This is a genomic window from Azospirillum palustre (genome assembly GCF_002573965.1).
Taxonomy (GTDB): domain Bacteria; phylum Pseudomonadota; class Alphaproteobacteria; order Azospirillales; family Azospirillaceae; genus Azospirillum; species Azospirillum palustre.
The window spans coordinates 806,276-826,854 of sequence record NZ_PDKW01000041.1 but is presented as its reverse complement, the minus strand read 5'-3'; the positions used below and the strand labels follow the sequence as shown (position 1 = coordinate 826,854).

The 20,579-nt window shown below is 67.2% G+C and carries 15 protein-coding genes and 1 other annotated feature; of the genes, 8 read left to right on the top strand and 7 right to left on the bottom strand.

Going from position 1 to position 20,579, the window contains the following annotated elements; all coding sequences use genetic code 11:
* Positions 1–157: 157 nt before the first annotated feature.
* The 3 genes from CRT60_RS17345 (at position 158) to CRT60_RS17335 (ending at position 5,735) form a co-directional block, all read left to right on the top strand.
* Positions 158–1,345 carry a polysaccharide pyruvyl transferase family protein gene (locus CRT60_RS17345; protein WP_098737757.1) on the top strand — a complete coding sequence of 396 codons (1,188 nt, stop codon included), beginning with the start codon at positions 158–160 and terminating at the stop codon, positions 1,343–1,345.
* Positions 1,346–1,402: 57 nt separating this feature from the next.
* A complete protein-coding gene (locus CRT60_RS17340; RefSeq protein WP_098737756.1) occupies positions 1,403–2,197 on the top strand; it encodes a hypothetical protein in 795 nt (264 codons plus the stop codon).
* Between the two features lie 124 nt (positions 2,198–2,321).
* Positions 2,322–5,735 carry a DEAD/DEAH box helicase gene (locus CRT60_RS17335; RefSeq protein WP_098737755.1) on the top strand — a complete coding sequence of 1,138 codons (3,414 nt, stop codon included), beginning with the start codon at positions 2,322–2,324 and terminating at the stop codon, positions 5,733–5,735.
* Positions 5,736–5,741: 6 nt separating this feature from the next.
* Here the strand turns inward: CRT60_RS17335 and CRT60_RS17330 are convergent, their stop codons facing one another.
* The 3 genes from CRT60_RS17330 to CRT60_RS36205 all read right to left on the bottom strand — a co-directional run bounded on the left by CRT60_RS17330 (position 5,742) and on the right by CRT60_RS36205 (position 8,871).
* A complete protein-coding gene (locus CRT60_RS17330) occupies positions 5,742–6,965 on the bottom strand; it encodes a glycosyltransferase family protein (RefSeq protein ID WP_098737754.1) in 1,224 nt (407 codons plus the stop codon).
* A 4-nt stretch (positions 6,966–6,969) separates the two neighbouring features.
* Positions 6,970–8,529, bottom strand: coding sequence for a glycosyltransferase (locus CRT60_RS17325; RefSeq protein ID WP_098737753.1), 1,560 nt, complete (start codon positions 8,527–8,529; stop codon positions 6,970–6,972).
* Between the two features lie 201 nt (positions 8,530–8,730).
* Positions 8,731–8,871: a hypothetical protein gene (locus tag CRT60_RS36205; RefSeq protein WP_161958069.1), complete on the bottom strand. Its 141-nt coding sequence runs from the start codon at positions 8,869–8,871 to the stop codon at positions 8,731–8,733.
* 325 nt (positions 8,872–9,196) lie between these two features.
* Between CRT60_RS36205 and CRT60_RS17320 the strand changes: the two genes are divergently transcribed.
* The 4 genes from CRT60_RS17320 to CRT60_RS17305 are packed head-to-tail and all read left to right on the top strand — an operon-like array spanning position 9,197 to position 13,068.
* A complete protein-coding gene (locus tag CRT60_RS17320) occupies positions 9,197–10,204 on the top strand; it encodes a sulfate ABC transporter substrate-binding protein (RefSeq protein WP_098737752.1) in 1,008 nt (335 codons plus the stop codon).
* Positions 10,205–10,207: 3 nt separating this feature from the next.
* The gene (gene cysT / locus CRT60_RS17315; protein ID WP_098737751.1) at positions 10,208–11,110 is read left to right on the top strand and encodes a sulfate ABC transporter permease subunit CysT; all 903 of its coding nucleotides are present in this window, start codon (positions 10,208–10,210) and stop codon (positions 11,108–11,110) included.
* On the top strand, positions 11,100–11,999 hold the full coding sequence (gene cysW, locus CRT60_RS17310) for a sulfate ABC transporter permease subunit CysW (protein WP_098737750.1): 900 nt from the start codon (positions 11,100–11,102) through the stop codon (positions 11,997–11,999). Before cysT ends, cysW begins: the two co-directional genes overlap by 11 nt.
* Before the next feature lie 31 nt (positions 12,000–12,030).
* Positions 12,031–13,068 carry a sulfate/molybdate ABC transporter ATP-binding protein gene (locus CRT60_RS17305; RefSeq protein WP_098737749.1) on the top strand — a complete coding sequence of 346 codons (1,038 nt, stop codon included), beginning with the start codon at positions 12,031–12,033 and terminating at the stop codon, positions 13,066–13,068.
* A gap of 108 nt (positions 13,069–13,176) precedes the next feature.
* On the opposite strand, the gene CRT60_RS17300 is transcribed toward CRT60_RS17305, so the two are convergent.
* Complete coding sequence (locus CRT60_RS17300) at positions 13,177–14,874, bottom strand: monovalent cation:proton antiporter-2 (CPA2) family protein (protein WP_098737748.1); 1,698 nt, start codon at positions 14,872–14,874, stop codon at positions 13,177–13,179.
* Positions 14,875–15,128: 254 nt separating this feature from the next.
* Here CRT60_RS17300 and CRT60_RS35745 point away from each other — a divergent pair, with 254 nt between their 5' ends.
* Positions 15,129–15,323 carry a hypothetical protein gene (locus tag CRT60_RS35745; RefSeq protein ID WP_143273301.1) on the top strand — a complete coding sequence of 65 codons (195 nt, stop codon included), beginning with the start codon at positions 15,129–15,131 and terminating at the stop codon, positions 15,321–15,323.
* Between the two features lie 579 nt (positions 15,324–15,902).
* Positions 15,903–16,157 (top strand) — a sequence feature (23S ribosomal RNA rRNA prediction is too short).
* A 174-nt stretch (positions 16,158–16,331) separates the two neighbouring features.
* Here CRT60_RS35745 and CRT60_RS17295 read toward each other — a convergent pair.
* Genes CRT60_RS17295 through asnB form a run of 3 tightly spaced genes read right to left on the bottom strand, consistent with a single transcriptional unit; the run spans position 16,332 to position 20,534 of the window.
* Complete coding sequence (locus tag CRT60_RS17295; RefSeq protein ID WP_098737747.1) at positions 16,332–17,438, bottom strand: GNAT family N-acetyltransferase; 1,107 nt, start codon at positions 17,436–17,438, stop codon at positions 16,332–16,334.
* A complete protein-coding gene (gene nadE, locus CRT60_RS17290; protein ID WP_098737746.1) occupies positions 17,435–18,439 on the bottom strand; it encodes an NAD(+) synthase in 1,005 nt (334 codons plus the stop codon). Before nadE ends, CRT60_RS17295 begins: the two co-directional genes overlap by 4 nt.
* A 55-nt stretch (positions 18,440–18,494) precedes the next feature.
* Complete coding sequence (gene asnB / locus CRT60_RS17285; RefSeq protein WP_098737745.1) at positions 18,495–20,534, bottom strand: asparagine synthase (glutamine-hydrolyzing); 2,040 nt, start codon at positions 20,532–20,534, stop codon at positions 18,495–18,497.
* Positions 20,535–20,579: the final 45 nt, after the last annotated feature.

Sequence of the window (20,579 nt, the reverse complement as noted above, 5' to 3'; positions counted from 1 at the left end):
TGAAATATTTATATCGGATACTCTCTGAATAAATTGCTAGAATTGGAATGAAAGTCACGAGGCCTTCCAGACAAGGTCTGTGCGCCAATTTGAATTGCCCCGGCGATGATCCGGGAATCATCCATCCCTATTGACGCAAAACCCAGGGAGATCCGCTGTGGCCAACATTCTCGTCATGATTCCGTCGGGCGAAGTCTATGATCACGACTGCGTGCGTTGGTACAGCTACCAGGACATCCAGCGCAGCATCGACCACTACCACAACATCGGCGACGCTTTCGTTTTCGACTCCTCGTTGAAGCTGCTGACCTACGACAAGCTGGATGTGCTGGAGATTCGCGAGTTCCGCCAGGAGGTGGTCGACCGGATCAACGCCGAATACGACTATGTCTTCCTGCGCGGCAGCAACTACATCCACGATTCGATGGACTGGCCGGCGGCAACCATCCAGGTGCTGGCCAAGCTGCGCATCCCCGTCATCGGCTTCGGCGTCGGCGCCCAGGCGCCGGCCACCGGCAAGCTGACGCTGACCGAGGAAAGCAAGCGCATCTGGCGGATGATCGCCGACAAATCGACGACGCTCGGCGTGCGCGGCACCTACACCGCGGAAGTGCTATGGGATCTCGGCATCAAGAACACCCGGATCGTCGGTTGCCCGACCGCCTTCCGCAACCGCGATCCGGAGTTGCGCATCGACCTGCCGGCTCTCGACAGCGTGCGCAAGGTCGGCATCACCATGCGCCGCGAGGTCTCCAAGCATTATTCGCCGGACGTGCGCAAGTATCTGGAGCGCCACCGCGACTTCGTGAAGGACATCTCCCGCCGCTTCGATACCGTGCTGATGATGCAGGGCGAGGTCGAGGAGAAGAAGCTGCTGTGGGGCACCGAGGAGCAGAAGGCGGATGCCTGGGCCCACCTGCATGACAGCGCCTGGCTGAAGCAGTGGTATTTCGACGACGAGATGGATGCGCTCTACCGCGAGCGGCTGTGGTATTCGGACGTCGTCGCCGATTACGAGAACCTCGTGCGGTCGAAGGATCTGGTGCTGGGCTACCGCCTGCACGGCAACCTGATGGCCCTGTCGAACGCCACACCGTCGGTTTACTTCAGCTATGACAGCCGCACGGCGGAGTTCGCGGAGACCTTCGCGATCCCCTGCTACAACGTCTATTCCGACAAGCCCTTCGTCCTTGAGGAATATTGGGACCAGAGCCTGTTCGAGAAGTTCAACCGCACCTACTACCAGCGCTATCGCGACATGCGGGAGTTCCTGGACGAGAACTACGTCCCCCACCGCATGCCCAGCCACACCCTGCGCCGCACCACGGAACGCAAGGCGGCGTAAGCGCAGACGCGCCTTTTCCAGTCCGAGAATCGTCCAGAACAACCGGAAAGCGGTCCCATGTCCGCCACTGCCAAGATCGTCGAGCTTCGCGACTCCACCCCCGTGGCCGATGCCCTCGACGCACGCCAAGCGGCGGCCATCGTCGGTCATATCGACGCCTTGCAGGGGGGCCGTGTCTTCGGCTGGGCCTGGGACGGCAACCATCCGGCCGACCGGCTGGAGATCGAGTTGCGGCTGGAGCGGGACGGCGGTCCGCCGGAAACGCTGGCACGGGTGGCGGCCGACCGTCCGCGGCCCGATCTGGCCGGCGGCGGCATCGGTGACGGTGCGCATGCCTTCGAAGCGGAGGTGATACTGCCGGAGGGGGCGGACCCGTCGCGGGTGGTGGCGGTGGTGAGATCGCCCTCCACCGGCGAGACGGCCACCTTCGCTCAGCCGAACCCGGAGGACCAGCGGCTCGACCGGCTGCTGGGTCCGCATCTGCATCGCATCGGCGAGCGGATCGACGCTCTGCGCCGCGACCAGCGCCAGCTTGCCGCCGCCCAGCAGACCATCGGCCGGCTGCTGCGAGATGCGGGCGAGGGGGTGACGGCACTGCGGGCCGACGCCGCCCGCCTGGAAACAGCCGATGGCGAGCGCTCCGACGCCCTGGCCGAGTCCGTGCGCGAACTGTCCGAGCGTGTCGGCGGCCTGGAGATTTTCCTGATGCGGATGGACCAGAGCCTGCGCGGACTGGACAGCGCATCGGCGGAAAAGACCGGCGGGGCAGGGTGGTCGTCGCTGCTGACCGTGCTGGGCTCGACGGTGGGCGCCTTCCTGGCGGTTCTGGTCGGCTGGCTGGTGCTGCACTGATCGGGAAGGTTCCGCTAGACTGAAGGGTAGGCAACCGCGGGGGCCCCGGCGGTGTTTAACCTTCGCGGCCCTGACGTCCCTCCCATCGGGGGGCGTACGGTGCGATACAGCGGAGCCTGCCCACATGCTTGACGGATTTCCCGTCGCCGAACCCGCCCCCGATGCGCCGTTTCCGGTCCCGGCATCGTCCCCCGCCAGCTTATCGGTCGGCAGCGAGGGCGAACTGGCCGTCCGGCTTGCGGCCCTCGCCCGGCGGCCCGGCGGTGTCCTGCTGCTCGCCCGCAGCGATGCGCGCGCCACCCGGCTGGCGCGGCTGGTGGGCGATCTTTTTCCCGATCTCGACACCATTCTGCTGCCCATCGACGAGACGGCGGCCGGCGACCGTGCCGCCCCGTCGCGGGCCGTGCTGGGCCGCCGCGCCGCCGGGCTGATGCGGCTTGCCGAAAGGGAGGACCCTGTCGGTGGGCGGCTGGTGGTGGCCTCCGCCGATCTGGCCTTGCAGAGGTTGCCGCCGACGCAGGCCTGGGCGGGTGGGCATTTCCGCCTGAGCCGCGGCATGGCCTATGACGAGGCTGCATGGCGCGGCTGGTTCGCCCGCAACGGCTACGTGATGGACGACCGGGTCGACGAGCCCGGCGAGGTTGCGATCCGGGGAGCGGTGGTCGAGGTCTTTCCCGGCCACTGCGACCGTCCGGTCCGCTGCGACATCGCCGACGGGGTGGTGCGCGACCTGCGCCTCTACGATCCGGTGTCCCAGCGCTCGGTCGAGTCGATTGACGAGCTTGCACTGGGGCCGGTCACCGACCTGATCGTCGGGCCGGAGATGCTCGACCGGCTGTCCGCCGGCCTTGCCGGATTGGGCTCCGCCCTGCCGGAGGGGCTGCGGCGGGAGTTGGAGGAAGGCCGCCGGCCCTATGCCTTCGACCTCCAGCTTCCCAATGTCTTCGACGACTGCCCGTTGCTGCTGGATCTGCTGCCGGACGCGCTGGTGGTGCTGGACGCCGGTGCGCGCGACCGCATCGAGGCAAGGGCCGACGATCTTGCCGAGGCCGGAATCGACAGGCGCATCCGTCGCGACGATCCCTGTCTGCTGCCGGTCCCGCCGCTGGAACGCCGGCTGATCGACGCCGACGCGCTGGAGGCAAAACTGGCTGCCCGGACCTTGCTGCCGGTGGAGGTGGCGACCGGCGCTGTCGTGGAGGCGGTGCGCACCGAGCGTACGCTGCTGCGCCGGGCGGCGGGTCTGGTCGGGGAGGGCCGTGCCGTGCTGCTCGCCGCCCGCTCCGGTGCGGGCGAGGCCGACCGGCTGGCCGGGCGGATGTCTTCGGCATTGGGGCGCCCGGTGCCCCGGCTGGACCGCTGGCCCGATCCACCGCTGGCTGCGGGGGACTGCGCCGTACTGGCTTTGCGGAGCGCCGACGGCTTCACCTGCGACGGCATGACCGTGCTGGTCGCTCCCCGCCATGCCGAAGAGGGCAGCGGCGAAGCGCAGGTCCGGCCCCCGCTGGCCCCGTCGGAACTGTCGACCGGCGACTTCGTCGTGCACCTCGACTATGGCATCGGCCGGCTGATCGGGCTGGAAACCATCGTCTCCGGCGACGGCGAGGATGCCACTGCCGATTTCCTAGTGCTGGACTATGCCCATGACGACCGGCTGCTGGTGCCGACCGCCGATTTCGACCGGCTGTGGCGCCACGGTTCGGCCGACACCGGCGCGAAGCTCGACAGCCTGAAGAACGCCCATTGGCTGGAACGCCGCGCCGTGCTGGAGGCGGAAATCGGCGAGACCGCCAAGGGCATCCTGCGCGAAGCCCGCCGCCGCGGGCGGGAGACGGCGCCGGTCATCGACCCGCCGGCCGACCGCATGCGCCGCTTCGGCGCCCGGTTCGGCTTCGACCCGACCGAGGGGCAGCGCCGGGCCATCCAGGCCGTGCTCGACGCCATGCGCCAGGGCCAGCCGATGGACCATCTGGTCTGCGCCGACGTCGGCTATGGCAAGACCGAAGTGGCGTTGCGCGCGGCGGCCGCGGTTGCCTTCGCCGGCCATCAGGTCGCGGTGATGGCGCCGACCTCCGTCCTCGCCCGCCAGCATCTGGAGGTGTTCCGCCGCCGCTTCGCCGGCTTCGGCATCAGATTGGAGCCGCTGACCGGCGCCATGACCAAGGCCGAGGGCGACCGCGTGCGCGCCGGGCTGACCGACGGATCGGTCGACATCGTCATGGGTACCCATGCCCTTTTGTCCAAGGATGTCCGCTTCCAGCGCCTCGGCCTGATGGTGGTGGATGAGGAGCAGCGCTTCGGCGCGACGCAGAAGCAGGCGTTGAAGCGGCGCATCAAGGGCATCCACAGCCTGGCGCTCAGCGCCACCCCGATTCCGCGCACCTTGCAGGGTGCCCTGGCGGGCCTGCGCGGCCTCAGCATCATCGATACGCCGCCGGCCCGCCGCCGGCCGGTACGCACCGCCGTCACGCCCCGCGACCCGGCCACCGCCCGTGCCGCCCTGCTGCGTGAGCTGGGACGCGGCGGGCAGGTCTTCTGCGTCACCCCGCGCATCGCCGACCTCGGCGAACTGGAGGCGTGGATCCGCGGGCTCGTGCCGTCAGCCCGCATCGCCGTGGCGCATGGCCGGCTGGGGGCGGCGGCGCTGGACGATGCGGTGATGGGTTTCGTCGATGGCGAGAGCGACATCCTGCTGGCGACGCCGATCATCGAATCCGGCATCGATATCCCGCGTGCCAACACGCTGCTGCTGTTCCGCCCCGACCTGTTCGGGCTGGGCCAGCTGCACCAGCTGCGAGGCCGGGTCGGGCGCGGGGCGGTGCAGGGCTATGCCTACCTGCTGACCGACCCCGACCACCCGCTGGAGGAGCGGGCAGCGCGCCGGCTCGGCTCGCTGGAGGTGATCGAAAGCCTGGGCGGCGGCTTCGTGCTGAGCATGCTCGACCTCGACCAGCGCGGGGCGGGCGACCTGCTGGGCGAGGACCAGAGCGGCCATCTGCGTGCGGTTGGGACCGAACTCTACCAGCGCATCCTGGCCGATGCCCTGCGGGCGCTGCGCCGCCAGCCCGATGCGCGCTGGGATCCGGAGGTGACGGTCGCGGTGCCGCACTGCATCCCGTCGGCCTACATCCCAGAGGAGGAACTGCGCATCGGCCTGCACCGCCGCATCGCCCGCACCCGCGAGGCGGGCGAACTGGACGCCCTGCGCGAGGAGATGGAAGACCGCTTCGGCCCGCTGCCGGCCCCGGTGGAGCGGTTGCTGGCCATCGCCGGGCTGCGCTGCCGCTGCCGGGCTCTGGGCATCGCCTCGCTCGGCTGCGGCCCGGCGGGCGTGGCGGTCACCCTGCGGGGCGAGCGTGCCGCGGCCAGGGCGGCGACGCTGGCGAAGCGCTCGACAGGTGTGCTGCGGGCGCAGGACGACCGCCTGTCGGCAACGCTGGAGGCGCCGGATGCCGAAAGCCGGCTGGCGAACGCGTCCCGTGTGCTCGACTGCATCGAGACGATCATCCGCAAGGCGCAGCGGCGAAAGCGGGAATAGGCCCTGTCAGCGACAGGCGCGCCCGATGACCCGCGGCAGGATGGCGGTCAGCGCCAGAGCGTCGAAGCAATGTTCCAGATGCGCCGACCGCAGCTTCGCGCGGCGGTCGGCGTCGACGGACAGAGCTGCGAGAAGGCTGACGGCGTCATCCTCGCCCGCGAAGGTCAACCGGTCCTCAGTCGGCCCGAACAGCCGGTCGGTGTCGGCATGGCGCCAGCTGACCAGCAGCCCGTTGCGTTTGACGATCTCCAGCGTTCTGGGAAAAATCACCGTGTCGAAGGCGAGGCTGCCGAAATCCAGGCAGGCCGCCGCGTCGGGGTAGGCGTTGCGCGGGGCCGGCGAGACCGGACCGGCCTTGAGGCCGAAGCGTTCCCATCCATTGCCCCACAGCGAGAACCCTTCGCCCAGGCCGCGGCGCAGGGCGGTGGCGAAGCGGCGGCGGTTCTCCACTGCGAAGGCGATGGTGAAGGCGCGGTTGAAGTCCAGCGTCCAGGCCGGGTCCGCCGAGCGGTCGGTCAACCCGCAACGGTCCATGGCCTGCACCCGGTGCAGTGCCGGCCGCTCCGTCATCGCCGCCGCCACCGCTTCCGCATCGCGCCGGATTGCCGGTTGAACCGGCTCACGCCCGGCTTCCGGATGCTCGGGCCAGCCCTGTCCCAGATAGAGGATGCGGTCCCGCACCGACGATTCCGCATCGGCATCGGATTGCCCCTTCATCGCCGCATAGGGGTGGCGCTGCAGTCCAGGCGTGTCCGGTGCCATCCAGCGCTTGTAAAGATCGACCGACCCGTCCGCTGCGGGGGCGGTGCAAATCCAGCGATGGACGCCCAGCGGCTCGTGGAAGACCCGGCCCAGCCCCAGCCGGACGGCCTGCTCGGCCGATCCCTGGCACATGCACCACATGGAAACGTCGTTCTCGGCCATCCAGCGGTTGGCATCGCGGATCTGCTCGGCGTTGACGGCGCCGATCTCTTCCAGCGGGTGCTTCAGGCACACATGCACGATGGCCGGCGGCGTGCCGAACTGCGCGATGTAGTCGCGCAGCATCTCCACGGTCGGCCTGGGGATTTCGAACAAATTCAGCACGAACAGGGCGTCGATGCGGCGGTCGATCACATCCTGTGAGATGTCGGGCAGCGCCAGCACCGACTCGTGTCCCAGATCGACCAGAGCCGCCTGGATCGACCACAGGATTTCCGACGTGCCCTGTCCGCATAGGAGGAAGCGCATGCCGCTATCTCCGCTTATCGAACAGGCTGACCGCCTCGGCCATATAGGCGGAAAGCTGCGCGATGTCGGCGCCCTCCCGCTCGACTGCCTCGATGCGGCTGCGGGCTTCCTGCCGCGCCTCGGCCAGCAATTCCGGATCGCCCGCCAGGGCGGCGGCGCGGGCGACGAAGGCGTCGTCGTCGGCGACCACGAAGAATGGTCCGGCCACGCTGGCGACGTCGCCGACCTCGAAGGAAAGCACCGGCAGGCCGCCCGCCATCGCTTGCGCCGCCCCGCCGCCGCCGCCCGTACGGCGCGGATTGACGAATAGGTCGCAGACCGAGACCAGCGCCTCCATCCGATCGACATGGCCCAGGCTGCGCAGCCGTCCGGCGTGGCGGTTCGCGGCCAGCCGCCCGGGCAAGCGTTCCACCCCGCCGGCGAATAGCACCAGAGCCTGCGGCACCGCGTCCAGAATCCGTCCCAGCAACTCCAGGAACGTGCCGTCGGCCTCGGCATCCAGCCGGTTGCCGACAACGACACAGACGAACTCCCCCTCCAGTAGGGAGAACTGGGCGCGCGTCGCGGTATCCCCCGTGCGGTGTACCGACAGGGTGAAGCGCGACGGCCGCCAGGATCGCGCCAGCCGACTCCCGTCGGCCGGCGGCGCATGATCGCCATAGCCGAGGACAATGTCGGCGAGCGACATGGTCCGCCCGCTGGTGGTGGGCACGCACATGACCGGATACGCGCGTCCCAACAGGTCGGCGACGATCACCGAACCGCCGAAACCGATCACCAGATCGGGGTCGAACGCCTCCACCGCCGACAGGAAGCCGGACAGCTTGTCGGCTGTGACGCCGGGAACGATGGACGACAGCATGCGGATCCGCTCGCCATCGCAGCGGATCGTCTGCTCTCCCGACAGCCTGTCTTCGACCGCGGCGGCGAAGGGCGGGACGAAGGCACTGTAATAGCGGTCCGGCATCATGTTGGTGTTGAGAACCAGCACCGTCCGGCCCAGGTCACGCTGCAACCGCACTGCAAGCAACAGCAGGTCGCGCGACGGCTGGTGTTCGGCGGACAGGAACTGGTTGGTCACGATGACCACCCGCCCCGCATCGGGCATGCCTGCCTGCCGTCCGGCCGGATCCAGTTCCAGCCGCACCGCAACCTGTCGCAGGAACCGTTCGTAGAAGGGAAAGAGATGTTTGCCGACGAAATCGGGCACCGAGCCCAAATCCATCCGCATCAGGAACAGCTGGCGCTGCATCGACCAGAAGATCTGGTTGATGCCGTCCAGCGATGCCAGATCCAGCACAGTGTCCAGCATCTCCAGGATATGCAGGTATCGGCGCAGATCGCCGGAGACATAGGCCAGCGCCGATTCCCGCAGGATGGGGTCAAGGCCGGCGGTCGCGCCGTCCAGCTTTTCCATCGTCGCCGCATCCTGCCCCAACCCCGCGGCCCTGGCGGACTCGCAGCTGTCGGAGATCGCCTTCAGCGCCTCGCCGGTTCCGGCCGGACCGCAAAGACGGGCAATCAGGTCGGTCAGTTCCGTGGCATGTGAATCGGAGGCTTGCATCGTTGGAAAAGTCCCGGCTGGCGCAGCGGCCGGCGGCGGCGCCTCGACGGGGCGGAATTGTGCCGGCATCCGTTTCCACCGATAGGTGCGATGCCGACAGCTGTCAATGCACTCGCTCCGCGACATGGTCGCCATGTCGGCCGCTGGGTCGGTTGCCACGTGCCGACCCGGATCGGGAAGGCACGTGGCCGCCGGCTGCCGTTACCAGGTTGGGAAGAACAGCAGCAGCAGGGAGAGAACCGCGAGGATGCCGAGAATGGTCCACATGGCGGGGCGCCCCAGGCCCCGCGAGGTGCCGGCCTTCGGGAGTTCGGTGCCCACATTCCGGGAAGGGCCAGCCATTGCGTTTGCTCCTGACAATGTCGATCTGTCGGTAATCAACACGGCAAGGCCGGTAAAGTTTCCGCTTCCGGTCAACCTTCCCCATCTGCCCCCCACACGGCGCGGGCTTGGCGATGAGGGGCGGCACGGATTTTCTGAACGCGTTTTTTGCTTTACCGCCAATGGGTTGATTGTGTCTCGCGGATTTCCCGCGGGAATCGGCGAAAAAACCACTTCCCAAGCGTGCCAGCCATCGGCAAACTCTACACAAGAAATAGAAAAGTTGCCGCGGGTACCACGAAAAATTCCCGTGCAATTCAGGAGCCACCGAAGGAGACCCCCTGTCATGTCGCTTCGCCGCCTGACTCTTCTCGCCGCCGGTCTGACCATGGCCTGGCTGGGTGTGGCCGCTGCCGATTCCAAGGACTCGCTGCTGAACGTGTCCTACGATCCCACCCGGGAATTCTATGTTGAGTTCAACAAGGCATTTGCCAAGAAGTGGGAAGCCGAAACCGGCCGCGCGCTGACCGTGCGGCAGTCGCACGGCGGCTCCGGCAAGCAGGCGCGTTCTGTGATCGACGGGTTGGATGCCGACATCGTGACCCTGGCGCTGGGCTACGACATCGACGCCATCGCCGATACCGGGCTGCTGCCGAAGGACTGGCAGAGCCGCCTGCCGAACAACAGCTCTCCCTACACCTCGACCATCGTGTTCCTGGTGAAGAAGGGCAATCCGAAGGGGATCAAGGACTGGAACGATCTGGTGAAGCCGGGCGTCCAGGTCATCACCCCGAACCCGAAGACGTCGGGCGGCGCGCGCTGGAACTATCTGGCCGCCTGGGCCTACGCCCTCCAGGCCAATGGCGGTGACGAGGGCAAGGCCAAGGAATTCGTGGCGCAGCTGCTGAAGAACGTCCCGGTTCTGGACAGCGGCGCCCGCGGCGCCACCGTGACCTTCACCCAGCGCGAGATCGGCGACGTGCTGCTGGCCTGGGAGAACGAGGCCTACCTGTCTCTGCAGGAATTCGGCGCTGACAAGTTCGAGATCGTGGTCCCCAGCCTGTCGATCCTGGCCGAGCCGCCGGTCGCCGTCGTCGACAAGGTCGTCGACCGCAAGGGAACCCGCAAGGTGGCCGAGGCTTATCTCCAGTTCCTCTATACCCGCGAAGGACAGGAGATCGCCGCCAAGAACTTCTACCGTCCCCGTCTTCCGGAACTGGCGAGCCAGTATGCGGGACGCTTCGCCGATGTTAAGCTGGTCACCATCGACCAATTCGGGGGCTGGCGTGCCGCACAGGAGAAGCATTTCTCGGACGGTGGTGTCTTCGACCAGATCTTCCAGAAGGGGCGTTGACCTATGGTCGCCGCTGCCGACAGCGACGGCGCTCTGGCAGGAAAGGGGGGTGCGGTGACGGTCCGCGCCCCCGTTCCTCTCTTCCGGAAGCCCAGCGTTCTCCCCGGATTCGGGCTGACGCTGGGCTTCACGCTCAGCTATCTCGGCTTCATCGTGCTGGTCCCGCTGGCCGCCCTGATCGTCAGGTCCAGCGGGCTCGGCTGGAGCGGGTTCTGGTCGGCGGTGACGACGCCCCGCGTTCTCGCCGCCTTCGAGGTCAGCTTCGGGCTGTCCTTCGCCGCGGCGCTGACCAACGCGATCTTCGGTTTCCTCGTTGCGTGGGTGCTGGTCCGCTACGACTTCCCCGGCAAGCGGCTAGTGGATGCGCTGGTCGATCTGCCCTTCGCTCTGCCGACGGCGGTGGCCGGCATCGCGTTGAGTGCGCTCTATGCCCCGAACGGCTGGCTGGGCAAGCCGCTGAACGAGCTGTTCGGCATGAAGGTCGCCTTCACGCCGCTCGGCATCGCCATCGCGCTGACCTTCATCGGCCTTCCGTTCGTCGTCCGCACGGTGCAGCCGATCCTGCAGGATCTGCCGGCGGAGGAGGAAGAGGCAGCGGCCTCGCTGGGCGCCTCGCGTTTCCAGACCTTCCGCAGCGTCATCCTGCCGGCCATCCTGCCGGCGCTGGTCACCGGCTTCGCCCTTTCCTTTGCCCGCGGTGTCGGTGAATACGGCTCGGTCATCTTCATCGCCGGCAACATGCCGGGCCTGACGGAGATCCTGCCGCTGCTGATCGTCATCAAGCTGGAGCAGTACGACTATGCCGGCGCCGCCGCGGTCGGCACGGCGATGCTGGGGGTGTCCTTCGTCATGCTCCTGATCCTCAACCTCCTTCAGCAGTGGATGAGGTCGCGCCATGCCCGCTGAGACGTCTGCAAGCACCGGCATAACCGCCCCGGCCTCCATCCCGGTGCCGCCGGGGCGATCCGCGCTGACCGAACCCGGCTGGGTCCGGGCGCTGCTGATCGGCGGAGCCTTGCTGTTCCTGGCGCTGTTCCTGCTGCTTCCCCTGGTGGCGGTGTTTGTCGAGGCGCTGCGCCGTGGTTTTGGCGCCTATTGGCTGGCACTGACCGAACCGGACGCGGTCGCAGCGATCGAGCTGACGCTGATCGTCGCCGCCATTTCGGTGCCGGCCAACCTGCTGTTCGGCGTCGCCGCCTCCTGGTGCGTCGCCAAGTTCGACTTCCGCGGCAAGAATCTGCTGATCACCTTGATCGACCTGCCTTTCTCGGTGTCGCCGGTGATCTCCGGCCTGATCTACGTCCTGCTGTTCGGCATGAACGGGCTGTTCGGCTCCTACCTGCGCGACATGGGCGTTCAGATCATCTTCGCCGTACCCGGACTGGTGCTCGCAACCATCTTCGTCACCTTCCCCTTCGTGGCGCGCGAACTGATCCCGCTGATGCAGGAACAGGGCTCCGACGAGGAGGAGGCGGCACTGGTGTTGGGCGCGTCCGGCTGGCAGACCTTCTGGCGGGTGACGATCCCCAATATCAAATGGGGCCTGCTCTACGGCGTGCTGCTGTGCAATGCCCGCGCGATGGGCGAGTTCGGCGCCGTGTCGGTCGTCTCCGGCCATATCCGCGGCGAGACCAACACGATGCCGCTGCATGTCGAGATTCTCTACAACGAATACAATTTCGTCGCCGCCTTCGCGGTCGCCTCGCTCCTGGCCATGCTGGCCCTGGTCACGCTGGTCGTGAAGACCGCGCTGGAGTGGCGCTTCGGGGACGAGCTGGCGGCGTCCCGGCACTGATCGCCGGGCTCTGGAGAGGAAAACGGGACCAATGGCGATCCAGGTTTCAGGCATCACCAAGCGCTTCAACGATTTCACCGCCCTCGATTCCGTCGATCTGGAGGTGAAGTCGGGGGAGCTTCTGGCCCTGCTCGGCCCCTCCGGCTCGGGCAAGACCACGCTGCTGCGCATCATGGCCGGGCTGGAAAGCCCCGACGGGGGCGGTCTGCTGCTGAATGGCGAGGAAGCGCTGGGGCTGAAGCCGCGCGACCGGCAGGTCGGCTTCGTCTTCCAGCATTACGCCCTGTTCCGCCACATGACGGTGTTCGACAACGTCGCCTTCGGCCTCAAGGTGCGGCCGCGCGGCGAGCGCCCCGGCTCCGCCGAAATCAAGCGGCGGGTGACCGAGCTGCTGGAACTGGTGCAGCTGTCGCCCTTCGCCGGGCGCTATCCGGCGCAGCTGTCGGGCGGCCAGCGTCAGCGCGTGGCGCTGGCCCGCGCTCTGGCCATCGAGCCGAAGGTGCTGCTGCTCGACGAACCCTTCGGCGCCCTCGACGCCAAGGTCCGCAAGGAGCTGCGGCGCTGGCTGCGCAAGCTGCATGACGACATCCACATCACCTCCGTCTTCGTCACCCACGACCAGGAGGAGGCGCTCGAACTGGCCGACCGGGTCGTCGTGATGAACCAGGGCCGGATCGAGCAGATCGGCACGCCGGCGGAGGTCTACGACCACCCGGCCTCCGCCTTCGTCTATGAGTTCCTCGGTCAGGTGAACCGGTTCGACTGCACGGTGGAGGGCGGCATCGCCCGTGTCGGCGACGGTGCCCTGGCGATCCCGACCCAGGGCGGCGTCCAGGGGCCGGCTGTCGCCTATGTCCGCCCGCACGACCTTGGGGTCACCCCGGCCTCGGCCGGTCCGGCGCGCATTTCCGGCATCCATGTCGTCGGGCCGGATGCCCGGATCGACATCGACCTCGCCGGCCTGTCGTTGGAGGCGGAGATGGACCGCGAGCGCCTCGCCACGCTCGGTATCGCCGCCGGCGACCGCTGCGCGATCCACATCGACCGGGCGCGGGTGTTCGCTCGCTAGAGTGTGATCGATTCAAGCGGTATCGCTTGAAGCGTGAATCACACGGAAAACCAAAAGCTTAGAGTCTGTCTGATGCTTATTGAAGCATCAGACAGACTCTAAACGCGGTCAACCCGCCGACTGCTGATCGGCGAGAGTCCGGTAATTGCCGTCGCGGTGGGCCTTCAGGCTGAGGTCCACCGCCGCGGCCTCGACCCCGGCGCTGCGCAGGACGAGGCCGGCCAACTGCAGGCTGGCCTCCATGGTTTCCGGCACGATGGCGCTGGCGCCCGCACTTGCCAGCGCCGCACTCTGGCCCAGATCGTGGGCGCGGGCGATGATCGGCAGAGAGGGGGCCGTGGCATGGATCGCCTCCACGGCGCGGTGCGCGGCGTCCGGCCGGTTCAGCGTGATGACGGCGGCCCTCGCCCGTTCGATCCCGGCGGCGCGCAGCACGGTGCCCTGGCTGGCGTCGCCGTAATAGACCGGCAGCCCGTCATGCCGTGCGGCGGCGATCCGCTGCGGTTCCAGATCCAATGCCACATAGGCGATGTTGTGCTCGGTCAGCAGCTTGGCGACCGCCTGGCCGACACGGCCATAGCCGCAGATCAGCACATGGCTTTTCAGATCGCTGGTTTCGATGCCGAATGCCTCGGCGCCCAACCGGGCCTCGATCAATTGGGCAATGCGCTGGGCGACCGCCCCGATCGCCGGCGTCACCGCCATGCTGAGCGCCACCGAGGACGACAGCAGCAATCCGGTGTGGCCGTCCAGCACCGACAGGCCGACCGCCTTGCCGATCAGGACGAAGGCGAACTCGCCGCCCTGCGACAGCAGAAGCCCGATCCGGAGCGAGGTCGCCAGCCCCAGCCCCGACAGCCGGCAAAGCAGGAACAGCAGCAGGCTCTTTCCGACCAGCAGGGCGACGGTCAGCGCCGCGATGGTCTGCGCTTCCGCCGCCATCGCCGGCAGGTCGAGCGACATGCCGACCGTCATGAAGAACAGGCCGAGCAGCAGGCCGCGGAACGGCTCGATGTCCGCCTCGACCTGATGGCGATAGGCGGTGTCGGCCAGCAGCATCCCGGCCAGGAAGGCGCCCAGCGCCATCGACATGCCGGCCTCCGCCGTCAGCCAGCCGACCGCCAGCACCACGAACAGGTTGGTGGCGGTGAACAGCTCCGGATTGCCGGCCGAGGCGATGAAGCGATAGGCCGGCCGCACCACGAACCGGCCCAGCAGCATGATGCCGAGGATCGCGGCCACCGCCTTCACCGCGGCGAGCGCCAGGGCCAGCGGAATGCTGGCATCGGGATCGGCTAGAAGCGGCAGCAGGGTCAGCAGCGGCACCACCGCCAGATCCTGGAAGATCAGCACGGCGACGGAAATACGGCCGAAGCGGGCGACCGTCTCGCCACGCTCCACCAGCAGTTTCAACACCGTTGCGGTCGAGGAGAAGGCCAGCATGCCGCCGACGATCAGCGCCGCCTCGGGCGCCAGGCCGAGCCACCAGGCGGCGCCGCCGATGGCGGCGCTGGTCAGCCCGACCTGCATCAGCCCCAGGCCGAAGATGTAATGTCTCATGGCCCGCAGGCGCGAGACCGGCAGTTCCAACCCGATGGCGAACAGCAGGAAGACGACGCCGAATTCCGATAGCACCTGCGGCACCGCCAGATCGACCACTGGACCGGGCGTGTGCGGCCCGAGCGTCGCGCCCGCCACCAGATATCCCAGAACTGCTGGAATGCGCAGCGCCTGGAACAGCGGCACCACCAGAATCGCGGCCAGCAGCAGGAACAGGACGTCGAACAGAAGGGCAGGGTCGTGCATGGCCGGATTAAGGAGATTGGGGCAGGGGCGCCCCTGTATCGTCCCCCAGTTGCCCCTTCCGCAAGCGCGATGGCACCGTAAGGCCGCCATTTCCCAGCCGACCGCAGGCCTTGGTGTTGTGACAGGCGGGGTAGGGCAAAATCGCTATGCCAGTGCATTTTGTCCTGGACGAGCCTCAAAGGGCTGCGTATATACCCGGCCCTCGACCGGTGGCGCCCTTCACGAGAGCGAAGACGCCAAGGGGCGAGGCCCCGATGGATTGGGGCAGCTGCGTTTCTTCTCCTTGCTTCGCCGACGCTTCGGTGGAGATGCCGAAAAAAAAGGGCTTGACCCATTCGGCTGAAAGAGATAGAAAAGTTGCCTGCCAGCGCGAACCGACCGGTTTGCGCTCTTCCGATCTTAAAATGACGATGCATCAAGCCGGTTCACCGGATGATTGCCTGTCGTGATCGGAATGGATCTTGGACATTGTAGATCGTGAAGTCGAGAAGGGATGCGCAGGCGGCGGCAGTTGGTAGCCGTTGCGGCCTTGGGGTGCTGGGTTCCTAAGGGGATCGGCACAATCGAGGATCGTCTGTGCATCTTTTGAGCAGAGAAACTGTATCAGTATCGACGTTTCAGGAGATCGCCTAGGCGGTCCTGTCAGTCGTGGATTTCGGTCCGCGATCTGAACCTGAGAGTTTGATCCTGGCTCAGAACGAACGCTGGCGGAAGCCGACCCTGGCTGGTCCGGCACCTTCAAAGCCCAGATGGCGCATCTCTGCCGCCGCCGGCGCATCCCTTCTCGACGATCCGGAACACCCGCTGACAGTGCATCCGCACTGTCTCGGCCGGATTGACGAGAAGCGCTTGGCGTTTTGAAATTTTCAAAATGCGGGATCTTTCAAATCGTGAATAAAGTCGAGTTTTAAGTGACCGAGGATGCATCTTCATGAGCGTCCACGAGGCAGGAGCGGTTTGCCCCTGTGCGTGACGTTCGGAATAGAGATCAAGCGTCTGAAGGGCATCTGGTGGATGCCTTGGCACTGAGAGGCGATGAAGGACGTAGCACGTTGCGATAAGTCACGGGGAGCCGCGAGCAGGCATTGATCCGTGAATTTCCGAATGGGGAAACCCACCGCGCAAGCGGTATCCCATGCTGAATAAATAGGTATGGGAAGCGAACCCGGCGAACTGAAACATCTAAGTAGCCGGAGGAAAGGACATCAACCGAGACTCCGCTAGTAGTGCACGTCGATAGGAGGCATGTGGACGGGCAGCAATGCTTGAAGCTAAGCCTTACTAATCGCTCGATCGGCTTGATCTCTCTCCGGGCGCCATGCACAGCGGCAAGCCGCTTCATGGACGATCTGAAGACGCATTCCGTCACTTGAAACTCGATTTTATCCCGATCAGCGAAAAGGCCGCCTCCCTTGTGGGAAGGCGGCCTTTTCGCGTTTGGAGTTTGGGCTCTTCGTCTACTCGCCCAACCCCTTGAAGCCCATGTCGCTGTCGGCGATGGTGACGAACCAGTTCTTCGGATCGCCCACCGTGCCGGCCAGTTCCGGCTGGTCGAGTGCCGGCCGCACCATCATGCGGGTCGGCGTGCGCAGGCCGTTCTTGAGGCAGAGGAAACCCATCATCGACAGCGGCCGCGCCGCCTGGGCGTTCAGCGTCCGGCACATCAGCGCAACCATACCCTCCCGGCGCGCCAGTTCGGTCATCAGCGAGAAGGCCGCCATCAGCCAGCCCGGCCGGGCCAGATAATCGCAGACCACGCCGACCGGCTCGCCCTTCCAGTGGTCGACCCGCAGCACGACATAGGCCAGAACGGTCTCGCCGCGCATGACGTAGAAGCGGCGGAAGCGGTCGGCCTGGGGGGACAGGTCGAAGCGCCAGTTCAGGAAGGCCCAGTCGCGCCGGGCGATCACCGAATGCTGCGGCGACGCCGCCTCCCAGAGGTCGTCGACGCGGTAGTCGAAACGGTCGATTTCCACCAGCCGGGCACCGAGCAGCTTGGCCGAAAGTCCGTAGCCCATCGAGGCCGACGCCAGCGCCGGCTTGCCCACCCTGGCGACCAGCTTGGCCAGACCGCCGCCATAGGGGCTGACGCGCAGGCAGCGCAGAGGGTCGATCACCCGCAGATAGGTGGGCACATTGCCGAGGTCGAGCCAGCCGCCGCGCTTGTAGGATTTATACGCGGCCTCCGTCATCGACAGCGACACGGCGAGATCGCTGGCCCCGGTGTGGGTTTCCGACAGGGCGGGGCCGACGCCGCGCAGGCGCCATTCCGGAGCGACCATCAGGTCGATCGCCCAGGAGGCCCTTCGGTTGCGTTCACCGACCTTCAGCGTGAAGGGGATGCCACCCTGCTGGCCGACCACCGCACCGTTCCGCTTGCACAGCCAGAGCTGCGGCCCTTCATGCTCCCGCTCCGGCGGTTCTTCGAACAGCCAATGGAAGTGGTCTGGGGACAGCTGGATTGCTTCGGCCCCGAAATGCGCGCGCTGGAATGCCTCCAGGGAGGCGTGGTCGCCCGGTTCATACCGGGCGACGCCACGTTGCTTCCAGTCGATGACGCTCATGCCTCATCCCCGACGGACACCGGCTGCACCAGATGGGCATCGCGCAGGATACGGGCGGAGGTCCGGCGCTTGGCGGTGATGTCCTTGTAGACGCGATGAACCTGCTGAACGGTCAGGTTCAGCGCCTCCGCGGCTTCCTCCTCGCTGGCACCGCGACCGTAGGCGCAGAGCGCCAGATCCAGCTTGTCGTAGGGCAGGGCGTAGTAGAACTCCTCCTGCGACTGCGGCAGCGTGTAGGTGTCGGTGCTGGGCGACTGCGCCTGGATTTCCGCCGGCAGGCCGAGATAAGCGGCCATCTGGTAGACCTGCGACTTGTAGAGATGGGCGATCGGCTTGAGATCGGCCAGACCGTCGCCGCCGCGCACGAAGAAGCCCAGCTCATATTCCAGCCGGTTCGGCGTGCCGAGCACGGCGTAGTTCAGGCGGTCGGCATGGGTGTATTCGACCGTCTTGCGCATGCGCTGCTTCAGGTTGGTGGCGGCGACGACGTCGAGATAGACGTCCACCGGCATGCGGCTGGTCTGGCGCTCGCCGTCCGGCGATTCGACGGTCAGGGTGAAGTAGTTGACGCGGTCGGCGTCCAGCAAATTACCGGCCAGACCGATCTTCTGCTTCCAGCCCGGACCGAATTCCGGGAACAGCCGGCGGATGGCGTTGTCGCGCCGCTCGTAGCAGCCGAGCGCCTCCAGCGGGCCGGTGATGTTCTCCATGACGGGCGTGACGCCGAGATGCTCGCAGAGCAGCGTGCCGAGGCGGGTGCTCTTCGGCGAGTTTTCCTTTTCCGGCATCAGGATGCACAGCACGCGCTCCGGCCCGAGGGCGCGGACGGCGAGCGTGGCGCAGACCGAGCTGTCGATGCCGCCGGACACGCCGAGCACGATGCCCTGGCGGCGCAGATCATGGGCGACGATGCGTTGGATGGCGTCTTCGATCTCGCGAGCCGCGGCCGCGCAATCCAGATCGAGGGCCTTGGAGTCGAACGAGGTGAGGGCGTTCAGCATGGTCACGGTTCCCAATGGGGGTTGATGCATCGTCGGGCAGAAACGGTCGCGGCGGTCAGGCCGCGGTGGGCTGGGGTGCGGCGGTCCGGGCGTTGCCGGCCAGATCCTCCAGCACGTGAATTTCGGCGTTGTCCAGGGCGGCCCGCTGGTCGCGGATGCTCTGGGGCAGTTCGTCGTGGACGTAACGGGCCAGCATCTGCAGGGTCAGCGTGCCGACCAGCGCCATCTCCTCCCGCTCGCCGGCCATGCGGCCGTTCTGGCGGTGGGCCTTGTCGGCCAGGGCGGAGACGGCCGCGGCATCGGTCAGGCCGTAGCGGGCGAGGGCGTCCGGCGACAGCAGGTCGCGGACATAGTCCGGGGCGCCGTCGCCGAACAGGGCCGTGGTCATCGGCGCCCGGTAAGGCCGCTTCGGCCGCTGGAAGATCTCGGCCGGCAGATGGCGGGCGGCGAGCCGGCGCAGGGCCAGCTTGTCGCGCAGGCCCAGCATCTTCACCCGGTCCGGCAATGCTGCGCACAGGTCGTCCACCGCCGGGTCGAGGAAGGGGTAGCGGACCTCGATGCTGTTGGCCATGGCGACGCGGTCGCCCTGGGCCGACAGCAGGTAGGGGGTCATGAAGGTGGCGATCTCCGCCCACTGGCTGCGCGCCAGCGGCGACCAGCGCGACCAGCCGTCCGGCAGATGGGCCGCCACATGCGCCTCGAAGGCGGCATCGTTGGCGGTGGCCTGGACATCGGCCGACAGCAGGCGCTGCGACCAGGCGGTGTTCCGCCAGCGGGTGCGGTGGGCGTAGAAGGTCTCCTCCGTCTCCATCATCCCGCGCTTGAAGAAGGCCTGCCACAGCGGGCTGTCCTTCTGGCCATTGACGGCGGCGAAGGGATGGACGCGGCCCAGCAGCTTCGGCCGCGCCTTGCTGTCGGGCTGCCGCGCCCAGAAGCGGCGGACCTTGTCCTCCTTGAAGATGTCGTAGCCGGCCAGCCACTCGTCGGCACCCTCGCCGGACAGCACCACGCGGATGCCGCTCTCGCGCACCAGACGCGACAGCAGGAACAGCGGGGCGGGGGCGGTGCGGACCAGAGGCATCTCGCCATGACGGATGACGTCGGGCAGGGCGGCCTGGATGTCCTCCGGGCTGCAGAGGATGTCGTGATGCTCGGTCCCGACATGGCCGGCGACCAGCCGCTGCTGCGGCGTCTCGTCGAAGCCGGCATCGGTAAAGCGGACGCCGAAGCTGTGCATGTGGGTGGTGTCGAGCTTGCGGGCCAGCGCCGCAATCACCGAGCTGTCGAGACCGCCGCTGATATAGACGCCGACCGGCACGTCGGCGCGCAGCCGCAGCCGGATGGCGTCGAGCAGCTTCTCCTCCAGCCGGTCGGCGGCCTCGTCCAGCGATAGCTTGGCCAGCGACGGGTCGGTGGCGAAATCGGGCTGCCAATAGCGGTCGACATGCAGCGCCAGCGTGGAGTCGACGCGGATCGCGGTGGCGGCCGGTACGCTCTCCACCCCAGCGAAGACGCTGCCGTGCGGTGCTGTGCTCCAGTGGGTGAAGACCTGGGCGAGGCGGGCCGGATCGAAGGCCGGATCCACCCGGCCGCCGCCGAACAGCGACTTGGCTTCGGAGGCGAAGACCAGATGGTCGCCGCGGCGGGCGTAGAACAGCGGCAGGATGCCGAGCCGGTCGCGGACCAGCCAAAGCTCGCGCCGCGTGGTGTCCCACAGGCAGATGGCAAACTGGCCGTTCAGCTTGGCCCAGGTGGCGGGACCGTACTCCTCGAAGGCGTGGACGATCACCTCGGTGTCGGTCTGGGTGTAGAAGCGGTGGCCGCGCGCCTCCAGCTCCCGCCGCAGTTCGACATGGTTGAAGATCTCGCCGTTGAAGCTGATCCAGAGGGTGCGATCCTCGTTGTGGATCGGCTGGAAGCCGCCGGCCAGACCGACGATGCTGAGACGCGCATGGGCAAGCCCGATCCGGTCGTCACGGTAGAAACCGTAACCGTCCGGGCCGCGATGGCCCAGCATGGCGATCATGCGCTTCAGCTCGTCCAGCCCGGCCGGTTCGGCACGCGATCCTGCGAGAACTCCGGCGACACCACACATGAGCGTGCTCTCTGTCCTGGGGTGGGTAGTGTTCGTGGTGGCGGT

Coding starts and splice junctions, on each gene's coding strand:
- cysW (WP_098737750.1), top strand. CDS start 11,100: ATGCCCGCTGAGACGTCTGCAAGCACCGGCATAACCGCCCCGGCCTCC.
- CRT60_RS17340 (WP_098737756.1), top strand. CDS start 1,403: ATGTCCGCCACTGCCAAGATCGTCGAGCTTCGCGACTCCACCCCCGTG.
- CRT60_RS35745 (WP_143273301.1), top strand. CDS start 15,129: ATGGATTGGGGCAGCTGCGTTTCTTCTCCTTGCTTCGCCGACGCTTCG.
- nadE (WP_098737746.1), bottom strand. CDS start 18,439: ATGCTGAACGCCCTCACCTCGTTCGACTCCAAGGCCCTCGATCTGGAT.
- asnB (WP_098737745.1), bottom strand. CDS start 20,534: ATGTGTGGTGTCGCCGGAGTTCTCGCAGGATCGCGTGCCGAACCGGCC.
- CRT60_RS36205 (WP_161958069.1), bottom strand. CDS start 8,871: ATGGCTGGCCCTTCCCGGAATGTGGGCACCGAACTCCCGAAGGCCGGC.
- CRT60_RS17330 (WP_098737754.1), bottom strand. CDS start 6,965: ATGCGCTTCCTCCTATGCGGACAGGGCACGTCGGAAATCCTGTGGTCG.
- CRT60_RS17320 (WP_098737752.1), top strand. CDS start 9,197: ATGTCGCTTCGCCGCCTGACTCTTCTCGCCGCCGGTCTGACCATGGCC.
- CRT60_RS17335 (WP_098737755.1), top strand. CDS start 2,322: ATGCTTGACGGATTTCCCGTCGCCGAACCCGCCCCCGATGCGCCGTTT.
- CRT60_RS17295 (WP_098737747.1), bottom strand. CDS start 17,438: ATGAGCGTCATCGACTGGAAGCAACGTGGCGTCGCCCGGTATGAACCG.
- cysT (WP_098737751.1), top strand. CDS start 10,208: ATGGTCGCCGCTGCCGACAGCGACGGCGCTCTGGCAGGAAAGGGGGGT.
- CRT60_RS17300 (WP_098737748.1), bottom strand. CDS start 14,874: ATGCACGACCCTGCCCTTCTGTTCGACGTCCTGTTCCTGCTGCTGGCC.
- CRT60_RS17325 (WP_098737753.1), bottom strand. CDS start 8,529: ATGCAAGCCTCCGATTCACATGCCACGGAACTGACCGACCTGATTGCC.
- CRT60_RS17305 (WP_098737749.1), top strand. CDS start 12,031: ATGGCGATCCAGGTTTCAGGCATCACCAAGCGCTTCAACGATTTCACC.